The 17,119-nt window shown below is 57.9% G+C and carries 16 protein-coding genes; 5 read left to right on the forward strand and 11 right to left on the reverse strand.

The genetic code is table 11. The features are described from left to right. Positions 1-114: 114 nt before the first annotated feature. From ACYJRZ_RS29070 to ACYJRZ_RS29115, 10 genes are all read right to left on the reverse strand, one after another. On the reverse strand, positions 115-984 hold the full coding sequence (locus tag ACYJRZ_RS29070; protein WP_459464594.1) for a shikimate dehydrogenase: 870 nt from the start codon (positions 982-984) through the stop codon (positions 115-117). 151 nt (positions 985-1,135) lie between these two features. Then, positions 1,136-1,801 (reverse strand): TetR/AcrR family transcriptional regulator, encoded by a 666-nt coding sequence (locus ACYJRZ_RS29075; protein WP_459464596.1) that lies wholly within the window; start codon positions 1,799-1,801, stop codon positions 1,136-1,138. 83 nt (positions 1,802-1,884) lie between these two features. Next, a complete protein-coding gene (locus tag ACYJRZ_RS29080; RefSeq protein WP_459464598.1) occupies positions 1,885-3,771 on the reverse strand; it encodes a bifunctional sugar phosphate isomerase/epimerase/4-hydroxyphenylpyruvate dioxygenase family protein in 1,887 nt (628 codons plus the stop codon). Positions 3,772-3,853: 82 nt separating this feature from the next. Further along, a complete protein-coding gene (locus ACYJRZ_RS29085; protein WP_459464600.1) occupies positions 3,854-5,194 on the reverse strand; it encodes an MFS transporter in 1,341 nt (446 codons plus the stop codon). 226 nt (positions 5,195-5,420) lie between these two features. Then, positions 5,421-6,725 (reverse strand): hemolysin family protein, encoded by a 1,305-nt coding sequence (locus ACYJRZ_RS29090; RefSeq protein ID WP_459464602.1) that lies wholly within the window; start codon positions 6,723-6,725, stop codon positions 5,421-5,423. A gap of 108 nt (positions 6,726-6,833) precedes the next feature. Beyond that, positions 6,834-7,742 (reverse strand): TIGR03571 family LLM class oxidoreductase, encoded by a 909-nt coding sequence (locus ACYJRZ_RS29095; RefSeq protein WP_459464603.1) that lies wholly within the window; start codon positions 7,740-7,742, stop codon positions 6,834-6,836. Positions 7,743-7,897: 155 nt separating this feature from the next. Then, positions 7,898-8,269, reverse strand: a complete 372-nt coding sequence (locus tag ACYJRZ_RS29100) for a PsiF family protein (protein ID WP_459464605.1) — start codon at positions 8,267-8,269, stop codon at positions 7,898-7,900. Between the two features lie 140 nt (positions 8,270-8,409). Then, positions 8,410-9,537 (reverse strand): S-(hydroxymethyl)glutathione dehydrogenase/class III alcohol dehydrogenase, encoded by a 1,128-nt coding sequence (locus ACYJRZ_RS29105; protein WP_183713704.1) that lies wholly within the window; start codon positions 9,535-9,537, stop codon positions 8,410-8,412. Positions 9,538-9,587: 50 nt separating this feature from the next. Then, complete coding sequence (locus ACYJRZ_RS29110) at positions 9,588-10,418, reverse strand: sugar phosphate isomerase/epimerase family protein (RefSeq protein ID WP_459464607.1); 831 nt, start codon at positions 10,416-10,418, stop codon at positions 9,588-9,590. A 30-nt stretch (positions 10,419-10,448) separates the two neighbouring features. Beyond that, positions 10,449-10,649: a hypothetical protein gene (locus ACYJRZ_RS29115; protein WP_459464609.1), complete on the reverse strand. Its 201-nt coding sequence runs from the start codon at positions 10,647-10,649 to the stop codon at positions 10,449-10,451. A gap of 72 nt (positions 10,650-10,721) precedes the next feature. Here ACYJRZ_RS29115 and ACYJRZ_RS29120 point away from each other — a divergent pair, with 72 nt between their 5' ends. From ACYJRZ_RS29120 to ACYJRZ_RS29130, 3 genes are all read left to right on the forward strand, one after another. Then, positions 10,722-11,756 (forward strand): sterol desaturase family protein, encoded by a 1,035-nt coding sequence (locus ACYJRZ_RS29120; RefSeq protein ID WP_459464611.1) that lies wholly within the window; start codon positions 10,722-10,724, stop codon positions 11,754-11,756. A 210-nt stretch (positions 11,757-11,966) separates the two neighbouring features. Continuing rightward, positions 11,967-12,284: a MocE family 2Fe-2S type ferredoxin gene (locus ACYJRZ_RS29125; protein ID WP_459464613.1), complete on the forward strand. Its 318-nt coding sequence runs from the start codon at positions 11,967-11,969 to the stop codon at positions 12,282-12,284. Further along, entirely contained in the window at positions 12,281-13,522 is a 1,242-nt protein-coding gene (locus ACYJRZ_RS29130; protein WP_459464615.1) for an NAD(P)/FAD-dependent oxidoreductase, read from the forward strand. Before ACYJRZ_RS29125 ends, ACYJRZ_RS29130 begins: the two co-directional genes overlap by 4 nt. A 45-nt stretch (positions 13,523-13,567) precedes the next feature. On the opposite strand, the gene ACYJRZ_RS29135 is transcribed toward ACYJRZ_RS29130, so the two are convergent. Next, complete coding sequence (locus tag ACYJRZ_RS29135) at positions 13,568-14,488, reverse strand: sugar-binding transcriptional regulator (protein ID WP_459464617.1); 921 nt, start codon at positions 14,486-14,488, stop codon at positions 13,568-13,570. Positions 14,489-14,718: 230 nt separating this feature from the next. Here ACYJRZ_RS29135 and ACYJRZ_RS29140 point away from each other — a divergent pair, with 230 nt between their 5' ends. Continuing rightward, positions 14,719-15,660, forward strand: a complete 942-nt coding sequence (locus tag ACYJRZ_RS29140) for a tagatose-bisphosphate aldolase (protein WP_459464619.1) — start codon at positions 14,719-14,721, stop codon at positions 15,658-15,660. Next, positions 15,653-17,065, forward strand: coding sequence for an ROK family protein (locus ACYJRZ_RS29145; protein WP_459464620.1), 1,413 nt, complete (start codon positions 15,653-15,655; stop codon positions 17,063-17,065). Before ACYJRZ_RS29140 ends, ACYJRZ_RS29145 begins: the two co-directional genes overlap by 8 nt. Positions 17,066-17,119: the final 54 nt, after the last annotated feature.

The following is a 17,119-nucleotide window of genomic DNA, read 5'->3' on the forward strand; positions in this document are numbered from 1 at the left end:
TCTATCTTATGGAACTTCTGGCCGCAGTCGTTTACTTGATCTCCATGCTCTGAAATGCAAATGATGAGCCAAGAGCGCGAAAAGCATTTTGATGCCAATAGTACCGGCTTTTCGTCATGAACGCAGCGAATCGAAGTGCTGCATCATACGTTCTGCATTCGGGCGCATGTCCGTAAACAGTTCGAAAGCCTTTACAGCCTGAAATACCGCCATTCCACCGCCGTCGAGAACGCGGCAGCCTGCCTGCTTGGCGCGCTTCACCAATTCGGTTTCTATTGGGAAGTAAACGATTTCGGCAACCCAAAGGCGCTCCGTTAAAAGCTGTCCGTCGAGCGGCAAACCCGGATGCGCAGCCATGCCGGTCGGGGTTGCATGAACCAAGCCGTCCGCGGCATCAAGCGCGGCGACAAGATCATGACCGATCGAGAAACGGCAGGTGCCGTGTGCCGGCTGAAGTTGCTCCACGAGAGCCTGTGCACGCTTCGGATCCAGATCGAATATCTCAATGGAACGTGCACCCATCTCGGCAGTTGCATGGGCGACGGCAACACCTGCGCCACCCGCTCCTAACTGCACGACGCGACCAAGCGAAACGCCGGACAGCCCGCGGCGAAAGCTTTCAGCAAAGCCCCACCAATCTGTGTTATGGCCGATCCTGCGCTTCCCTTGAAAAACGACCGTGTTGATGGATCTCAACGTCTGCGCATCAGGCGATAACTCATCCACGAGCGCAACCGCCGCCTGCTTGCAAGGGTGTGTGATGTTAAGACCTGCAAAGCCCTGCGCCTCGGCTTCATCAACAAGAGCCGGCAGGTCCGATACGGTGAGGCTGCGTGCGTCGAGATCGATAAGATCGTACCGATAGGATAGCCCGAAATGCTCGCCCTCGCGCATATGCATCGCCGGCGTTAGCGACCGGCCGATCCCTGCTCCGATCAATCCCACACGAAGCTGACGCGGAACAATAGCTGCTTGCGTGTTCAATTTTCCCTCCCGAGCAGCAAGATAAAGCTACGCCAAAAAATGGCTTGATGAGAAAATGTACGAACTAGTACGTAAAGTCAACATGAAGCGCAGTTTTGCATCCCGGCTGGAGCTACTGGCGGAACTCAAACGGCTCGGCGTGAATTCAGATCTATGCGAGCGATGGACTTCTCAGAAAGGCAAGAATGGCGTCGATTATCAGAGACTTGTGCCGTTTTTTCAATTCCACTGATGAAAGGTCGCGCTCGAAGATCGCTCCAAAAGTATGCCGATTGGAAACGCGAAAAAAGCACTGGGCGCTAATCATCATGTGCAGATCGACCGGATCCACTCTGCGCAGGAAGCTGCCATCGGCATAGCCCCTTTTGAGAATGTCCGAGATGATGTCGATGATTGCGATGTTCATTTGCGACAGGATGACCGAACGCTTCATATGCTCGGCACGATGAATGTTTTCGATGCTGACGAGGCGCACGAAATCGGGATTCTGATCATCATGATCGAAGGTGCTTGCGATCAAGTGTGCCATCGCCTGAACGGGCGGCATATTTTCGAGATCGAGTTCGCTCTCCAGCGTACGAATCTTCGTATAGGCCTGTTCGAGAACGGCGAGATAGAGCCCTTCCTTGCTGCCGAAATAATAGTAGATCATGCGCTTGGACGTCTTAGTGCGCTCTGCAATCTCATCGACGCGCGCCCCAGAAAAACCGGCTGCAACGAATTCCTCGGTGGCGATTTTCAGGATATTTTCTTTGGTCGCATCTGGATCGTTCTTTCGCGCTATACGCTCGATCTTCGCCGCTTGCGATTTCGTCATTGCCCTTGCCCGTCTTCCTGGGTGTTTCCACCCATCATTGAAGATCAAAGCTTTAACACAGGCTTCACGCTGATGGGGAGAGCCTAAAGTTTCGGCACGCCAATTGGCCGCAGATGCCGCCGGAGCGCGGCTATGCGAAAGATGGCATTCGCCGCACCGTAGCCGCGATAGCCGCTGCGCTGAACAATTTCGAAGAAGAAGCCCTCGCCATAGGTCGGGCTATAGAGCTGGAAATACTCGCCGTGATCGTCGCGATCATAGAGAATATTATGCGCCTTCAGCCGATCCGTGAAAGCCGGCTCCAGGCCGAATCTCGCCTCGAGATCGTCGTAATAGTTGGGCGAGATCATCAAGGTGGCAAAGCCGTTCTTCGATAAGGCTGCAGCCGTCGAGAAAATATCGTCGGTGGCAAAAGCGAGATGCTGAATCCCGGAGCCGAAAGTCTCGGCAATGAAATGGCCAGCCAGGGTATTGCGGTTTTCTGCGCCGTTCAAAGTAATACGCAGAGTGCCAGGCCCGTTTTCGATAACCTGGCTGCGGACGACCCCGGCGGGATCGATAATGTCGACCATCGGTGTCTTATGCGCATTCAAGATCGCGGTATAAAAGAGTAGCCAGGTCAGCAACTCCTCGTATTTCATCGTTTGCGCAACGTGATCGATCCCCGTCAATCCGACAGGCCGCAGATCGGTATCGTCGTCGACCGGATCGAATTCGGTGTCCCATATGCGAGCGAGCGCGCTCCGCCGATCCAGGAAATAAAGGATGCCACCGCCGACGCCCCTTATGGCCGGCATCTTTATCTCGCCGGGCTTCAGCGGCTGCTCGAAACGTTCGGCGCCGAGCGCGATAGCCCGCGTGACCGCAGCTTCGGCATCGTCAACCCACAACCCCATCGCATAGGCCGACTGCCCGTGCAAAGCATAGGAGGCGCCGGCAAATCCATCCGGATCGGTATTGATGACAAGGCTGATGGCGCCTTGACGGAAGACATCGACGCGCTTGGTTTTATGCCGCCCGAGATGACGGAAGCCCAACAAGCGCAGTCTATCGGCAAGAACGGATGCCTCCGTCTCATCGACGGTAAATTCGATAAAGGCGACGCCTTCCACCTCGGCCCGCGCAGGCATGGGTGCCAATGTCAGGCTACTGCTTTCGGCGCGGCGCACTTGGTCGCCGAGATAGATGAGCGAACGACGGCCATCGACGGCAATGGCCGTCGGCGAGCCGCCGCGAAACTGGTCGTTGAAAATTTCGAGAGAGAGATAGCCGTCATAGCCTGTCGCCGCGACGGCTTTCATGAAGTCCAGTACGGGAAGGTCGCCCTCTCCCGGCATGTTGCGGAAATGACGGCTCCAGTAGAGCAGATCCATATCGATCAATGGCGCATCGGCAAGCTGGATGATGAAGATCTTTTCCTTCGGGATCGACCGGATCGAATTGACATCGATCTTTCGCGAAAGCGTATGGAAGCTGTCGAGAATGAGGCCGATATTCGGATGATTGGCTCGGCGGACGATTTCCCAGGCGTCGCGATGATCATGAATGTGCCGGCCCCAGGCAAGTGCCTCATAGCCAACGCGCAAGCCGCGCTTAGCTGCCCTCTCCCCGAGTTCGAAAAAGTCGGCAGCTGCACGATCAATGCCACCCATCGCCACCGACGACACGTTCGAGCAGACAAGCACGAGATCCGTGCCCATTTCCTGCATCAGATCGAACTTGCGTTCCGCGCGGTCGAAGGTGCGAGTGCGCAAAGGTTCCGGCATGCCTTCGAAATCTCGGAAAGGTTGAAAGAGCGTGATCTCCAGCCCGTGGTCGCGGACCATTTGACCGACCTGGCGTGGCGACTCATCGAAAGCGAGGAAATCATTCTCGAAGATCTCGACACCATCGAAACCAGCCCTGGCGATGGCTTGAAGCTTTTCTTTAAGGTCTCCGCTGATCGAAACGGTCGCAATCGAGGTTTTCATTGTTTCATCCCATTCCCGTGGTGGTTTTCAACAAGCTTCTCCGCGATCGCGACGCGTTATCGTCGAGACCAGATTCTGATGGCTACACCGTCCGATCGGCGTGACCCATCGAGCCCTCGAAGCGCCGCGCATCCTTGCCGAGTTGATCGATCGGCGTCTTGTAGGTCTCCGTCGCAGTTGCGGCAGAAACGGCGGCAATCACGGCTGTGATCGAGGTAAACAAGGCAACCGGCACCCAGCCCATGGGGCCGCTGCCCATAAGAGCGGCACTGATCGTCGGGGCAAAGCCGCCGAGCGCAAAACCGATCTGGGTGCCGACGGCCATGCCGGACAGACGCACGCGGGTGTCGAACATTTCCGCATAGAGTGCTGGCCAGATGCCGTTGGATGCGCTGTAAACAACACCCGAAAGCAGGATGCCGAGGATGAAGACAAGCGTGAGATTATTCTGGCTGATTGCCCAGATATAGGGCCAAATTAAAAGCGCACAGCCGATGGCACCGAAGATGAAGACCGGTTTGCGGCCGATTCGATCCGCCAGAATGGCCCAAGCCGGAATGGCGCCAAGCGCAACGATGTTGGCGAGCACTAGAACGGTCAGCATCGTCGAGCGATCGATATGCATGGTGTTGACGGCATAGGAGAGCGTGAAGACGCTGAAAATCGTGCTGACGACGGAAATCAAGGCGGCAAAGACGATGCGCAGGACATCGGCCCAATAATTGGCAAACAGCGATACCAGCGGCAGCCTGACAGCGTCGCCCTTCTTCGTTTCCTCGAGGAAAGCGGGCGTTTCCGCGAGCGTCCGACGAACCCAGAAGCCGACGACAACGACAACGAAACTCAGGAAAAATGGGATGCGCCAGCCCCATGAGAGCAAAGTGGCTTCGTCCAACGTCCCCAACGGAATGAAGACGAGGGTCGCAAGGATCAGGCCGGCTTGTGTCCCGCTCAGCGTAAAGCTCGTAAAGAAGGCCCGGCGGTTCTCGGGAGCATGCTCGAGCGTCATCGAGCTTGCTCCGGCCTGCTCGCCAGCAGCCGAAATGCCCTGCAGCAGTCGCGCAAAGACCAGGAGGATCGGCGCCAGGATGCCGGCCTGGCCATAGGTCGGCAGACAACCGATAATGAATGTCGAAAATCCCATGAGAAGCAGCGTGAAGGTCAGCACTTTTTTACGACCGAACTTGTCGCCGACGTGTCCGAGGATCACCGCACCCAGTGGCCGCATGATGTAGGCAACGCCAAAGGTTGCAAAAGAAGCGATTGCCGCTGTTTGTGGGTCTTCCGCTGAAAAGAATATTTTCGGAAAGATCAGCGCCGCGGCCGTCCCATAGACAAAGAAATCATAATATTCGACGGCACTTCCCAGCCAGCTGGCAAAAGCGGCGCGCTTGGGCGTCTTATGATCAGTTGATATCGTCATCGTTGTTCCTCCCCAGACAATTCCAATTTCAAGGAAATGCAGCGCACGCAGCGCCGAATCCACCTTCCGCGCCCCTTCGCATAGCATTCAAGTCGATCTTGGCAGTCACCGTACCGCTTTGCGCGGCAGGTACTCCTCCTCTGAGAAAATAATGTACGAACTAGTTCGTTTTGTAAAGAGACATGCTTGGATGATCATTGGCGTGTCATGCGCCTCAATCCAGCTGTCAAAGACTACTATCCCTGCCGCTGCTTTCCGAACTCACCATCAGCTTGTCGATCCTGCGTCCGTCGAGATCCACGACCTCGAAGCGCCAGCCGTTTTTCGTGAAGCTTTCGCCAACGTCCGGAAGGTGACGCAACTCCTGCAACACAAATCCCGCAACCGTTTGATAGTCGCGGTCCTCTTGGATCTGGAGGTTCATGAAATCGGCGAACTCGTCTATAGGCATCCAGCCAGATACGAGATAGCTGCCGTCGTGGCGACGAACGATCGCCTGTTCGCTGCCGGTGTCGGCTTCTTCCTGAATGGCTCCCAAGATAGCCTCAAGGATGTCACCCGACGTGATGACGCCTTCGAAGTGCCCGTATTCGTCATAGACGAGCACCATATGCGAAGAGGAGCGACGCAGGGCCTTGACCACGTCAAGCGCGCTTGAGAGATCTGAAACGATCGGCACCTGCTTGGCGAGCTTCAGAATGTCAGGCGACCCCCCGGAAGCCAGCGCATCGAAGAAATCCCGGGTTGTCAGGACGCCGACGATTTCGTCAGAACTGTCCTTGCGCAGCGGCAACCGCGCCTGTTCGGTACGGCGAATCCGTTCGCGTATCTCGTCGAAGCTATCTTCGATATCGATAACCTCCACGTCGCGTCGCGGGGTCATCAGGGCTCTTGCTGTTCGATCGGCCAGTCGCATGACACCCGAGATCATCGCCTGCTCCTCCGTCGCGATGACGCCGGCGCTCTGTGCCTCCGCCAGAACAGTCTTGATTTCCTCGTCACTGACCCCATCGGCAGCCTTGCCGGATTGACCAAGCGCACGCAGAACCAGCCGTCCCGAGATGTCGAGCAACCAGACGAGAGGGGCAGCAGCCCGGGAAAGGGACACCATGGCCGGCGCGACTTTGCTGGCGACCAATTCCGGCGCGCGGAGAGCGACCTGCTTTGGCACGAGTTCGCCGATAATCAAAGATAGATAGGTGATGGCCACCACGACGGAACCGACGCCGATGGCCTCGGCGGCTGCGACCGAAAGGCCCTGTGCCGAAAGCCAGCCAGACAGGCGAGCGCCGAGGGTGGCGCCGGAAAATGCGCCAGAGAGGACGCCGACGAGCGTGATGCCGATCTGTACGGTTGAAAGGAAGCGGCCTGGTTCTTCGGCCAGCCTCATCGCCATGCTCGCACCTCTGCTGCCTTGATCCGAAAGTACCTTCAGGCGGGCGGGACGCGATGAGACGATCGCCAATTCCGACATGGCAAGCACACCGTTCAAGAGGGTGAGGACAATGACAATAGAAATTTCGAGAAGCAAAATCAGCCCTTTTTGGTTGTAGCGGAAAGATAGGTGGCAAAGGCTGCAAAAGCCAGGGTTCCGCGAATATGATTTCCGCGGCGCTGTCATCGAGGACAATTCAAGAAGCTACCGTATGGCCGGCAGAACATCCGCGGCGATCTCCTCCATGACGTCGCCGAGCGGTCTACCTAGGGCGGCGAGATTGAAGGCGACATGATGGATGCCCGCTTCACGCATTGCCGACAAAGCGTCGATCAGGCCCCGCCTGCCCGTTCTGCCGCCAAGATTGATTTCCTCATAGGAGGCTTGCGGGTTATCGAGCAATTCCAGCACCATGGACTGGCCAAAGCCGCGAAAATCCGTGGTGACCTTGCCCTGGGCATTACGCCAAAGCGCCAACCGATCTTTCTGGACGGACAGCGGCCGATAATAGGTCATCCAGGCCGCTGCGTGACGGGCAATCCATTCGAGCGATTGCGACGACGAACCCACTGCCACCATGGGAATGGGTGATTGTTGCAGCGAAGGCCTTATAGCGAATTCGTTCCGTATGTGGCCGCTTTTATCCAAGACCTGTTGATCCCTCTGAAGAGCCGCAGCAAGGCGCTGCCAATGCGATTGAAAGAGCGTCTTGCGGTCCTCGATATCTTCTCCGAACATTTCATATTCGGTTGGCCGATCTCCCGAACCGAGACCGAGGACAAATCGCCCCTTCGACAGGGAGGCAATGGACAGGGAAGCCTTGGCGATATGGAGCGGATGCCGCAAAGGCAGGACGATTGCGCCGGTCGCTAGATGGATATTGGAGGTGACAGCCGCCAAAGCTCCGAGGAAAACCCATGGATCGGCATGTCCGATCGGGTCGGGATAGCTGTCGCTATTGAGGGGAACATCCCTCACCCACAGCGCATCGAAACCCAATTTGTCGGCATGGGCTGCGAGGTCGAGCTGAGCATCGAACTCTATGTCGGCGGCAGTTCTCATTTGCGCCGGCAGAACTATGCCGAATGAAAGCCTGTCTGGATGGAAAAGCACGCCGCACCCTGAAATTGATATCCTTGCCAAGGAGATAAGGAGGCTTGCGCTTGAGAAAAAGGGGGGCGTGATGCGCGAGGCAAGTAGTCCGCCCCGTAGAGCGGACTGTCATTGCGTAACCGTTCCAGTGCGGATCCGCGATCGCGGGCCGATGCTCAGCTCGCGGCGATGCACTGCTTGACGTAATCGTGCAATGCTTTCTTTTCCAGACCTTTGGCGGTACCTTCGTCATGACAGGTCTTGCGCTTTGCCAGGACTGGATACTTTTGCTGCAGGCAGCTTTTGACTGCGTCCTTGCGTGCCTGACCCTTGAGGCCCTGCCCCGTTGCATCCTGCCGGCAGGCTTGCCGCGCCGTCTTGATCTCATCCTTCGACGGCATAGTGGACGGTGTCGCCGATGTAGAAGGGGTCGTGGTAGGAGTTGGCGTCACGGTCGTCGCAGGTGCCGCCGTTTGCGCGAAGACGATGGTTGCGGAAGATAGGGTGAAGAGAGCTGCAGCGGTCACACCTAGCAACTTGCTGGTCATGGGGCATATCCTTTTGCCTGAAGGCCATTCATGTTCAAGCCGCCGACCTCGTCACAAGGCCGGCGTTCTTATTGAACGATGGCGATCGGTTTATCCGTCGCTCGGACCGCCAAAATCTTCCGACGAGGACGCCTGTGCCGTCAGTAAATGACGACGCCTCTGACGCTCTTTCCCGAATGCATGAGCTCGAAGCCCTTGTTGATGTCGTCGAGCGGCATGGTGTGGGTGATCATCGGATCGATCTCGATCTTGCCCTCCATGTACCAGTCGACGATCTTCGGAACATCGGTGCGGCCGCGCGCTCCGCCGAAGGCCGTGCCCATCCAGGAGCGACCCGTCACCAGCTGGAACGGACGCGTCGAGATCTCCTGGCCGGCGCCGGCCACGCCGATGACCACGGACTTGCCCCAGCCGCGATGGCTGGCTTCGAGAGCCTGGCGCATCACCTTGGTATTGCCGGTGCAGTCGAAGGTATAGTCGGCCCCACCGATCTGATCGGCCCCGCGCTTCGTCATGTTGACGAGATAAGGCACGATGTCGTCGCCGACCTCCTTCGGATTGACGAAATGCGTCATGCCGAAGCGCTCGCCCCAGGCCTTCTTGTCATTGTTGAGATCGACGCCGATGATCATGTCGGCGCCGGCAAGCCGCAAGCCCTGGATGACATTGAGGCCGATGCCGCCGAGACCGAAGACGATGGCGGTTGCGCCCATCTCCACCTTGGCGGTGTTGATGACCGCGCCGATGCCTGTCGTCACACCGCAGCCGATATAGCAGATCTTGTCGAAGGGAGCGTCGGGATTGACCTTGGCGACGGCAATCTCCGGCAGCACGGTATAATTGGCGAAGGTCGAGCAGCCCATGTAATGATGGATCTTGTCCTTGCCGATCGAGAAGCGCGATGTGCCGTCGGGCATCAGACCCTGGCCCTGGGTCGAGCGGATCGCCGTGCAGAGGTTGGTCTTGCGCGACAGGCAGGACGGGCATTCGCGGCATTCGGGCGTATAGAGCGGAATGACGTGGTCGCCCTTTCTGACAGAAGTCACTCCCGGACCGACATCGACGACGATGCCGGCACCCTCATGGCCGAGGATGGCGGGGAACAGGCCTTCCGGATCGGCACCGGACAGCGTGAAATCATCGGTATGGCAGATGCCGGTCGCCTTGACCTCGATCAGCACTTCGCCGGCCTTCGGCCCCTCAAGCTGAACCGTCATCACCTCAAGCGGCTTGCCTGCCGCAACCGCGACCGCTGCTCTTACGTCCATCGGAATTCCTCCAAAATCAATAATCTAAGATCGATATTTAATTCGACTTATCAGCCCAAGTTTGCCCATAAATCGAGTATTTCTTGCCGCATAAGCAGCGATTCTTCCCAGCGGTCGGTGGTATCTTCGCCATCCCTGCCGGTGATCGCATAGGGTTTAGGTCCCAGCTCGCAGGTGAAGGCAAGCGTTGCGTCCTTATCGGCGCGCTTCTTCCAGCTTTTGAAACCATATTCCCACCAGCCGAGAAAAAGATCGACCCAGGGCCTGTGATGCGGGAAAGAAATCTCGATCTGGACCTGTTCGCGCGAGGCGACGCGGCCATGGAAAGCCCAGGAGTTATCCAGTATCCGATGGATGAGCGCATGGTTCTCGTCGGATACCGGCCAGGCGAACTCTCGCCCGACGAGGAAATGGGAGACATCCCCCAACAGCCGCAGATCCGGCAGTCGATCGAGAAGATCGAGCGTGAAGAAGAGATCCGTCGTCATACGGTCACGATGGGTCTCGATCCAGACGTCGATGCCGGCTTCTTCCGCCAGCCGTTGCCAGCCCTCCAGCAGCGGAATGCAGTCCTCCAGCCGACGCAGCCGCACGTCCGGCTGCAGACAGATATGATGAACGTTGAATTCGGCCGCGATCTCCAGCACCGGCTTTAGATCATCGACAGTCTTGGGGAAACATTGGCCCTCCGCCTGCAGCCCATGCTGCTTGAGCAGGCCCGCGACGCGAGAAACGACCTTGCGGTCGTACCAATGGGTGCTGATGCCATCGAAGCCCGCAGACGCAATTTTTTCTATGTTTTTTTCCAGAGAAAGCTCCGGATATCTCGCGCTGCGTCGCTCCATGGACCAGAGCGACTGGAATATGAGCAAGTTCTGCATGGTTCCTCCCGTGCCAGTGCACTGCTCAGATCATGAATCCGAAATCTTCGCCAGCCGGCGCGATGATGGCTTTTGATCATCGGCGCGTTTCATTGCAAAGCGGATGTATTCGCGAGCGGAGTGCCGGTAGCGTGAGAGTTTTTCCCTCAATAAGCTCTGATGCCAAATCGCCACCTTCTCCTCCCCCGATTTCGGCTCAGCAGCATTCCCGTCGCCGTGAGCAAATTTCATCAAATCAATGCTGTCGTTTCCAGCCGAGGTCCCTGACACTGACAGTATATTTCATCCACCGGGAGGCACATTATGGACGACACGCTCTACGGCACCCGCGACAAACGCGGCGACTGGAAGCCCAACAAACTTCTGCAATATCCGCCCGTCTTCATCTGGCCGGCCAAACCGATTGCCTTCCTGAAATGGTTCTTCGGATACCCCGGCTATCTGATGCCCTGGAATGCCGTCTATGCCGCCGTCGCAACGTTGCTGTGGCTTTACGTGACACCTTCTATGGAAACGATGAAGACACTGGCGCCGGGCTGGATCGCCTATCTTCTCCTGCGCAATGCCACGCTGGTCTTCCTGTTCTTCGGCGCCTTTCATCTGCGGCTCTATATGCAGAAGAAGCAGGGCACGAGCTTCAAATATAACAGCAAGTGGCCGTCGAAGGATAACTCAGCCTTTCTTTTCAGCAACCAGACCGTCGACAACGTGATCTGGACCTTTGCAAGCGCTGTGCCTTTATGGACGGCATTCGAAGTTCTGACGCTCTGGGCCTTCGCCAATGGCATCATTGCCTATGTCGACTTTGCTGAGCACCCCATCTATTGCACCATCATCATGCTGCTGATCCCGGCGTTCCGTGATCTGCATTTCTATCTTGTCCATCGTCTGATCCACTGGCCGCCGCTCTATCATGCGGTCCACAAGCTGCATCACAATAACGTCAATCCCGGTCCCTGGTCCGGCCTTGCCATGCACCCGGTCGAACATCTTCTCTATTTTTCCGGCGTCCTCATCCATTGGGTTGTGCCCTCCAATCCGATCCATGCCCTGTTTCATCTGACGCATGCCGCTCTTGCGCCGGCGCCAGGCCATGCCGGCTTCGATAAGATCGTAATCGGCGAGGAAGCCGGGATCGATACTCACGCCTATGACCATTACCTCCATCACAAATTCTTTGAATGCAATTATGCCGATGGCGTCATCCCGCTCGACCAATGGTTCGGCACTTTCCATGACGGCTCGAAAGAGGCCGAGGACCGCATGAACAAGCGCTTCATGGAGCGCGCCAAGAAATATGCGGAGAAGCAGGCGCGGCGCTCCGGCACACCGAGCTAAAGCGGATCGAAGGCCCGGCGGACCTGCCCTTTCCACGAAGCTCCCATGATGAAAAATGATCATGATCGACGTGGAATGGGAGGGGTGATTTCGCGCATGCTGGGAACCACTCGGGAGGAAAAAACGATGCACGCTCAAAGCGTAATGTCGACCTGCCCCAGGACTCGATAACGCCTTTTACGCCTTGGCGATTGCAATGAGGAGGAAGAAATGACGAACTGGGTTGATGCCTGCGCTGCCGACGAAATCGATCAGGAAGACGTTGTTCGTTTCGATCACGCCGGGCGAACCTTTGCGATCTATCGCAGTCCCGACGATCAATACTTTGCTACAGATGGCCTATGCACCCATGAAAAAATCCATCTGGCGGACGGGCTCGTCATGGACGACACCATCGAATGTCCAAAGCACAATGGCCGCTTCAGCTACAAGACGGGAGAAGCGCGGGGTGCGCCCGTCTGCATCAATCTGAAGACCTATCCGGTCAAAGTGGAAGGCAATCGTGTCATGATCGGGATCGGCGCATGAGCGGCGATGCGGGCATCATCATCGTCGGTGCCGGCGAATGCGGCGCACGCGCCGCATTGAGCCTGCGGGAAAACGGCTATCGGCACGCGATCACGCTCATCGGCGATGAGGTTCATCTTCCTTACGAGCGGCCGCCTCTTTCCAAACAGGTCCTGCTCGATCAGGCAGAGCCTCGATTGCCTGCCGTTCTCAATGATCTCGCGCTGGCTGAAAAGACTATCCGGCATATCGGCGGCATATCGGCTGACGCCATCGACGCAGCGGGAAAACGGCTCATCCTCTCGGATGGTCGGGCGCTGCCTTACGACAAGTTGCTGCTGACGACGGGGGCCGCACCCCGGCAATTGGCGAACACGCCCGCCAGTTCCCGGATCCTCTATCTGCGGACGATCGACGATGCGATTGCGCTTCGCTCCCATATCCGGGCAAATATGCATGTAGCCGTGCTTGGCGGTGGCTTCATCGGGCTAGAGGTTGCCGCATCGGCGCGCAGCCGCGGCGCGAAGGTAACCGTCATCGAGTCCCAGGAACGCATTCTCAAGCGCGGCGTACCCGAGCCGATCGCGGAAACGATCACAGCCCTGCACCAGAGCAACGGCGTCACCGTAAAATGCGGCGTGGCGGTTCTCGGGATCGAAGCGGATGAACGACATGTCGGTCTTTACCTTTCCGACGGAAAGGTGATTGCTGCCGATGTGCTTGTTGTCGGGATCGGCGCGCAGCCGCGTACCGAACTTGCTGCACAGGCGGGTATTGCGCTCGACAATGGCATTGCCGTCAGCGAGCGCCTGGAAACCTCGATTGCCGACATCTTTGCCGCCGGCGATTGCTGTTCGTTTCCGCATCCGCTCTACGGCGGACGTCGGCTGCGCCTGGAAGCCTGGCGCAATGCGCAGGATCAGGGCATTCTCGCGGCGGCCAATTTGATGGGTGCGGCTCGTTGCTATCTGGCCGTACCTTATTTCTGGTCCGACCAGTTCGATCACACGCTGCAGATTGCCGGCCTCGCCGATGAGGGGTGCACGATCGTCAGACGCGATCTCGATGACGGCGCCTTCATCCTGTTCCACCTCAACACAGAACAAAGGCTGGTCGCAGCGAGCGGTGTTGGGCCGGGCAATAAGATCGCCAAGGATATCAAGCTAAGCGAGATGCTGATTGCCAGGCGCACTATGCCGCCCATCGAAGCCTTGATGGATGGCGTGAACCTAAAATCGCTCTTGCCAAAGGCAGCGTAAGAAATTGCTGCCTTATCAACGCATGAGCAGACGAGCCGCTCGACATCAGGATCGATCCTCGGCTTTCTGATTGGACGACAGGCGGTCGAGAATGGCCTGGGCCGTATTGGCGTCCGTGACCAAAGCATTGATCATTCCCGATCGTGCCGCTCCGATGATGCCGCTCGCCTTGCCTGGAGTGGCGGCAACCGCGATGCAGAGTGGCACCTTTCGCAATTGCTCGGGAGAAGCGGCAATCATCCCCTCCTCTCCATCCCAGTGCAGGATCTCACCCTCCTCGGTGACGTAGTGGCGCAGCACGTCGCCGGCTGCCTGGCTTAGCGCCTTTTCGCCCGGCAGGGCCGTTTCCGAAGGATTGGTCGCATGTGTCAGCCCGACGCCGACAATTGCCGCGTCCAGCCTGTCCCAAAGGGACGTCACTTGTTGCACGGTGGGATCACCCAGAAATGCGTCGCGGAGCTCGGTCGACGAAATATAAGGCGCATGCAGGAAATGCGGCACGCCGCCCATCTGGACTGCCGCCTGACGCACGAATTCATTGATCTGAAAGTGGGGCGCTGGATGTTGAATGCCACCATTCAGTGCGACCGTGACGATACCGGGCAATTGCGGCAGGCCGGCCAATGTCACCTCGCGCACCGCCCGCCCCCAACCAATGCCGAGCGTCGAACCCGAACGCAGGCCGGCCTGCTGCAGAAGCGAGCCGACGGGCGCGGCAAGCGCGCTCAACACGTTCGACGACGGCGTATCGATCACGGCTGCCGTGCGCAACTTCAACCCGTCTATCAGTGCAGCGCTCAAATCCTCGGCAGGTGAAAGATCGATCACCTCGATCCGGACTATCCCTATCGCCCGCGCTCGCTGCAGCAATCGCGAAACCGTCGCCGTCGACAGGCCAAGCTTTCTGGCTATATCCACCTGCGCCATGTCGGATTGGTAGTGCAATTTGGCGACCGTATGCAGCAATGCGCGATTTGCCGCAGCCTCCTGCGATTGAGACGAATTCAGATTGAAATTCCTTTCTGCAATGTGTTACATATACGGCACTTGAGGGAGTTATCGCTCAAAATAGCCGGTTTCGCAATGTTTATGCCGCGCGTTGGAGCCCTCAATTTCAGGAGCATGCCTCTCTTCGAGGAGTGGTGAAGGCGTGCTCGGACGGGTGCCGTTGTTGCAACGGTCGGAGGAAGGATCAAATGACGAAATTGACGACGGCGGAGATGCGTGGCTACCAACAAATTTGTGGTAGCGACGGTGCGATGATGGTAATTGCCTGCGACCAGCGCGGCGGCATGCGCAGCCTTCTGGCCAAGGATCCCGCCGAGCAGGCGGCAATCTCCGACAAGGTTTTGGGTGACACGAAGGCCGATATTGCCCGCTTCCTGGCAAGCAAGGCGTCCTGTGTTCTCGTCGATCCGATCTGTGCTGTGCCGGCGCTGGTCGATGAGCATGTCCTTCGGCGCGATACCGCACTGCTGATCGGCCTCGATGCTTCCGGCTGGGATACATCGCCGGAGGGCTATCGTCTGTCGAAGCTGGTTCCCGGCATCTCCGCGCGCCGCGTGCGCCAGTTGGGAGCAACGGGCGGCAAGATCATGGTCTATCTGCGCTCGGATCGGGATGCGGCCAATGTGCACAACGTCCAGATCCTGAAGCAGTGCATCGAAGATTTTGCGCGTGAGGATCTTCTGCTTGTCGTCGAATTCCTGAGCTACAAATTCGATGACGAAGAGGAGGTCGACTACAAGGCGAAGCTGCCCTCTCTGATCGTCGGCGGCAGCAAGATCTGCCTCGATCTCGGCGCGAAGGTCTTGAAAATCCCCTATCCGGGCTCGTCGGAAGCCTGTGCCGAAGTCACATGCCTTGCAGGCGACGTGCCTTGGGCGGTGCTCTCGGCCGGCGTCGACCATGCAACCTTCGTCACTCAGGTCGAGGATGCCATGCGCAACGGCGCTTCTGGCGTGATCGCAGGCCGATCGCTCTGGAAGGACTGTATCTCGCTCGACCGCTCGGTAACGAAGGATCGATTGGAGACGATCGCAGTGCCAAGGCTTCGTGAAATCCAGGCCGTCATAGCGAGACACTTCAAAGGCACAGGCTCGCACGGAGCTTATCAAAGGCAACGCGCCAATGGCTGATACCGCCATCGGCGTCGATATTGGCGGCACGAATATTCGCGCTGCCCTCGTCTCTGCCCAGGGCGAAATTCTTGCCAAGCTGTCGGAACGAACCCCGACCGATCCCATGCTTGCATTGGAGCGCGTCATAGCGATGGCGCGTGCGCTCGATGCTCCCGGAGTCCTGGGGATCGGTGTCGGCATACCCGGACGGGTCGATATCGCCAGCCGTGAAATCCTCTCCGGCGGCATTCTTAATCTCTCTGGCTTAGACTTCGTGCACCGGATTGAGGCGGCTCTCGGAAAGCCTGTCGTCATCGAGAATGATTGCAGCATGGCGCTGATCGCCGAAATGCGTATCGGCGGGGCCAAAGGCTATCAAAACGTCGCCATGCTAACGATCGGGACAGGCATCGGCGGCGCTGTCGCCCATGCCGGGCGCATCTATCACGGACACAAGGCCGCCGGACAACTCGGCCATATTTGTGTATCGCAGGATGGCCCGCCCTGCCCCTGCGGGAGACGCGGCTGTGTCGAAACCTTCAGTTCGGGAACTGCGCTACGCCGCCACATCGCGGAAGCGGGATTGTCTGTCGTGACGATCGGGGAAGTCTTCAGCATGGCAGCGGAGGGAAATGAAGCGGCAATGCGCATCTTGCGTGAATGGGCAGTCCCGTTACGTGCGGCGCTCGACAATATCGCGGCGACGATGGATCCTGAAGTCATACTGCTTGGCGGAGGGCTTGGCTGCGACGCCGCACGTGCACTTGCAGACCTGCCAGCGGCAGCGCCATGGTTCTGCCCCGCAATATTGCCGGCCAAACTTGCTGACGATGCCGGCGTAATTGGTGCGGGTCTGGCGATTTTGGTGGCAGAGCCTCCGCCGCAAGGAAAGCGGGTCGTCCTGGTCAATGGCGTGCCGGCCTCCGGCAAAAGCCGCCTTGCCAAGGCTTTGTCTAAGCGAACCGGTTGGCCGATCCTGTCTCTCGACGACATCAAAAATCCGTTTCTGCAGCATATCGGCCCTGTCGACCGCAACTTCAACCGGACTTTGGGAAAGGCGAGCTATCAGGCGATCTGGTCGATCATTGCCGAAGCACCAGCCAATTCGACCTTTATCATCGATGCCTGGTTCGGCTTCCAGCCGAAGCCGCAGCTCGAAAACTATATCGATACTGCGAAGGTCGCGCATATCGCGGAGCTATGGTGCAAGGTGCCGGGATCGGTCGCAGGCGAGCGCTATACCACCCGGCTGAAGGAGCGACTGCCGGGGCATCCGGGCGCCGAATATGTGGCGGAACTGATAGCGCTGGCGGATCGGGCCGAGCCTATGGGCTGCGGCGCGGTCATGTCTGTCGATCAGACCAAAGAACCGGATATGGACGCGATCCTGGCTTGGATCTGGCGGGTATTCGGCCGCGAATAATGTCCGTCGCCGTCTGGATGGCCACGATATATTCCGAATAATGTCGAACGTCGT

The organism is Rhizobium sp. No.120 (assembly GCF_054558365.1).

Excerpts from the sequence above, each read along its gene's own strand:
- ACYJRZ_RS29075 (WP_459464596.1), bottom strand. The coding sequence starts at position 1,801 with ATGACGAAATCGCAAGCGGCGAAGATCGAGCGTATAGCGCGAAAGAAC.
- ACYJRZ_RS29125 (WP_459464613.1), top strand. The coding sequence starts at position 11,967 with ATGACGAACTGGGTTGATGCCTGCGCTGCCGACGAAATCGATCAGGAA.
- ACYJRZ_RS29115 (WP_459464609.1), bottom strand. The coding sequence starts at position 10,649 with ATGAAATTTGCTCACGGCGACGGGAATGCTGCTGAGCCGAAATCGGGG.
- ACYJRZ_RS29105 (WP_183713704.1), bottom strand. The coding sequence starts at position 9,537 with ATGGACGTAAGAGCAGCGGTCGCGGTTGCGGCAGGCAAGCCGCTTGAG.
- ACYJRZ_RS29145 (WP_459464620.1), top strand. The coding sequence starts at position 15,653 with ATGGCTGATACCGCCATCGGCGTCGATATTGGCGGCACGAATATTCGC.
- ACYJRZ_RS29100 (WP_459464605.1), bottom strand. The coding sequence starts at position 8,269 with ATGACCAGCAAGTTGCTAGGTGTGACCGCTGCAGCTCTCTTCACCCTA.
- ACYJRZ_RS29130 (WP_459464615.1), top strand. The coding sequence starts at position 12,281 with ATGAGCGGCGATGCGGGCATCATCATCGTCGGTGCCGGCGAATGCGGC.
- ACYJRZ_RS29080 (WP_459464598.1), bottom strand. The coding sequence starts at position 3,771 with ATGAAAACCTCGATTGCGACCGTTTCGATCAGCGGAGACCTTAAAGAA.
- ACYJRZ_RS29140 (WP_459464619.1), top strand. The coding sequence starts at position 14,719 with ATGACGAAATTGACGACGGCGGAGATGCGTGGCTACCAACAAATTTGT.
- ACYJRZ_RS29120 (WP_459464611.1), top strand. The coding sequence starts at position 10,722 with ATGGACGACACGCTCTACGGCACCCGCGACAAACGCGGCGACTGGAAG.
- ACYJRZ_RS29110 (WP_459464607.1), bottom strand. The coding sequence starts at position 10,418 with ATGCAGAACTTGCTCATATTCCAGTCGCTCTGGTCCATGGAGCGACGC.
- ACYJRZ_RS29085 (WP_459464600.1), bottom strand. The coding sequence starts at position 5,194 with ATGACGATATCAACTGATCATAAGACGCCCAAGCGCGCCGCTTTTGCC.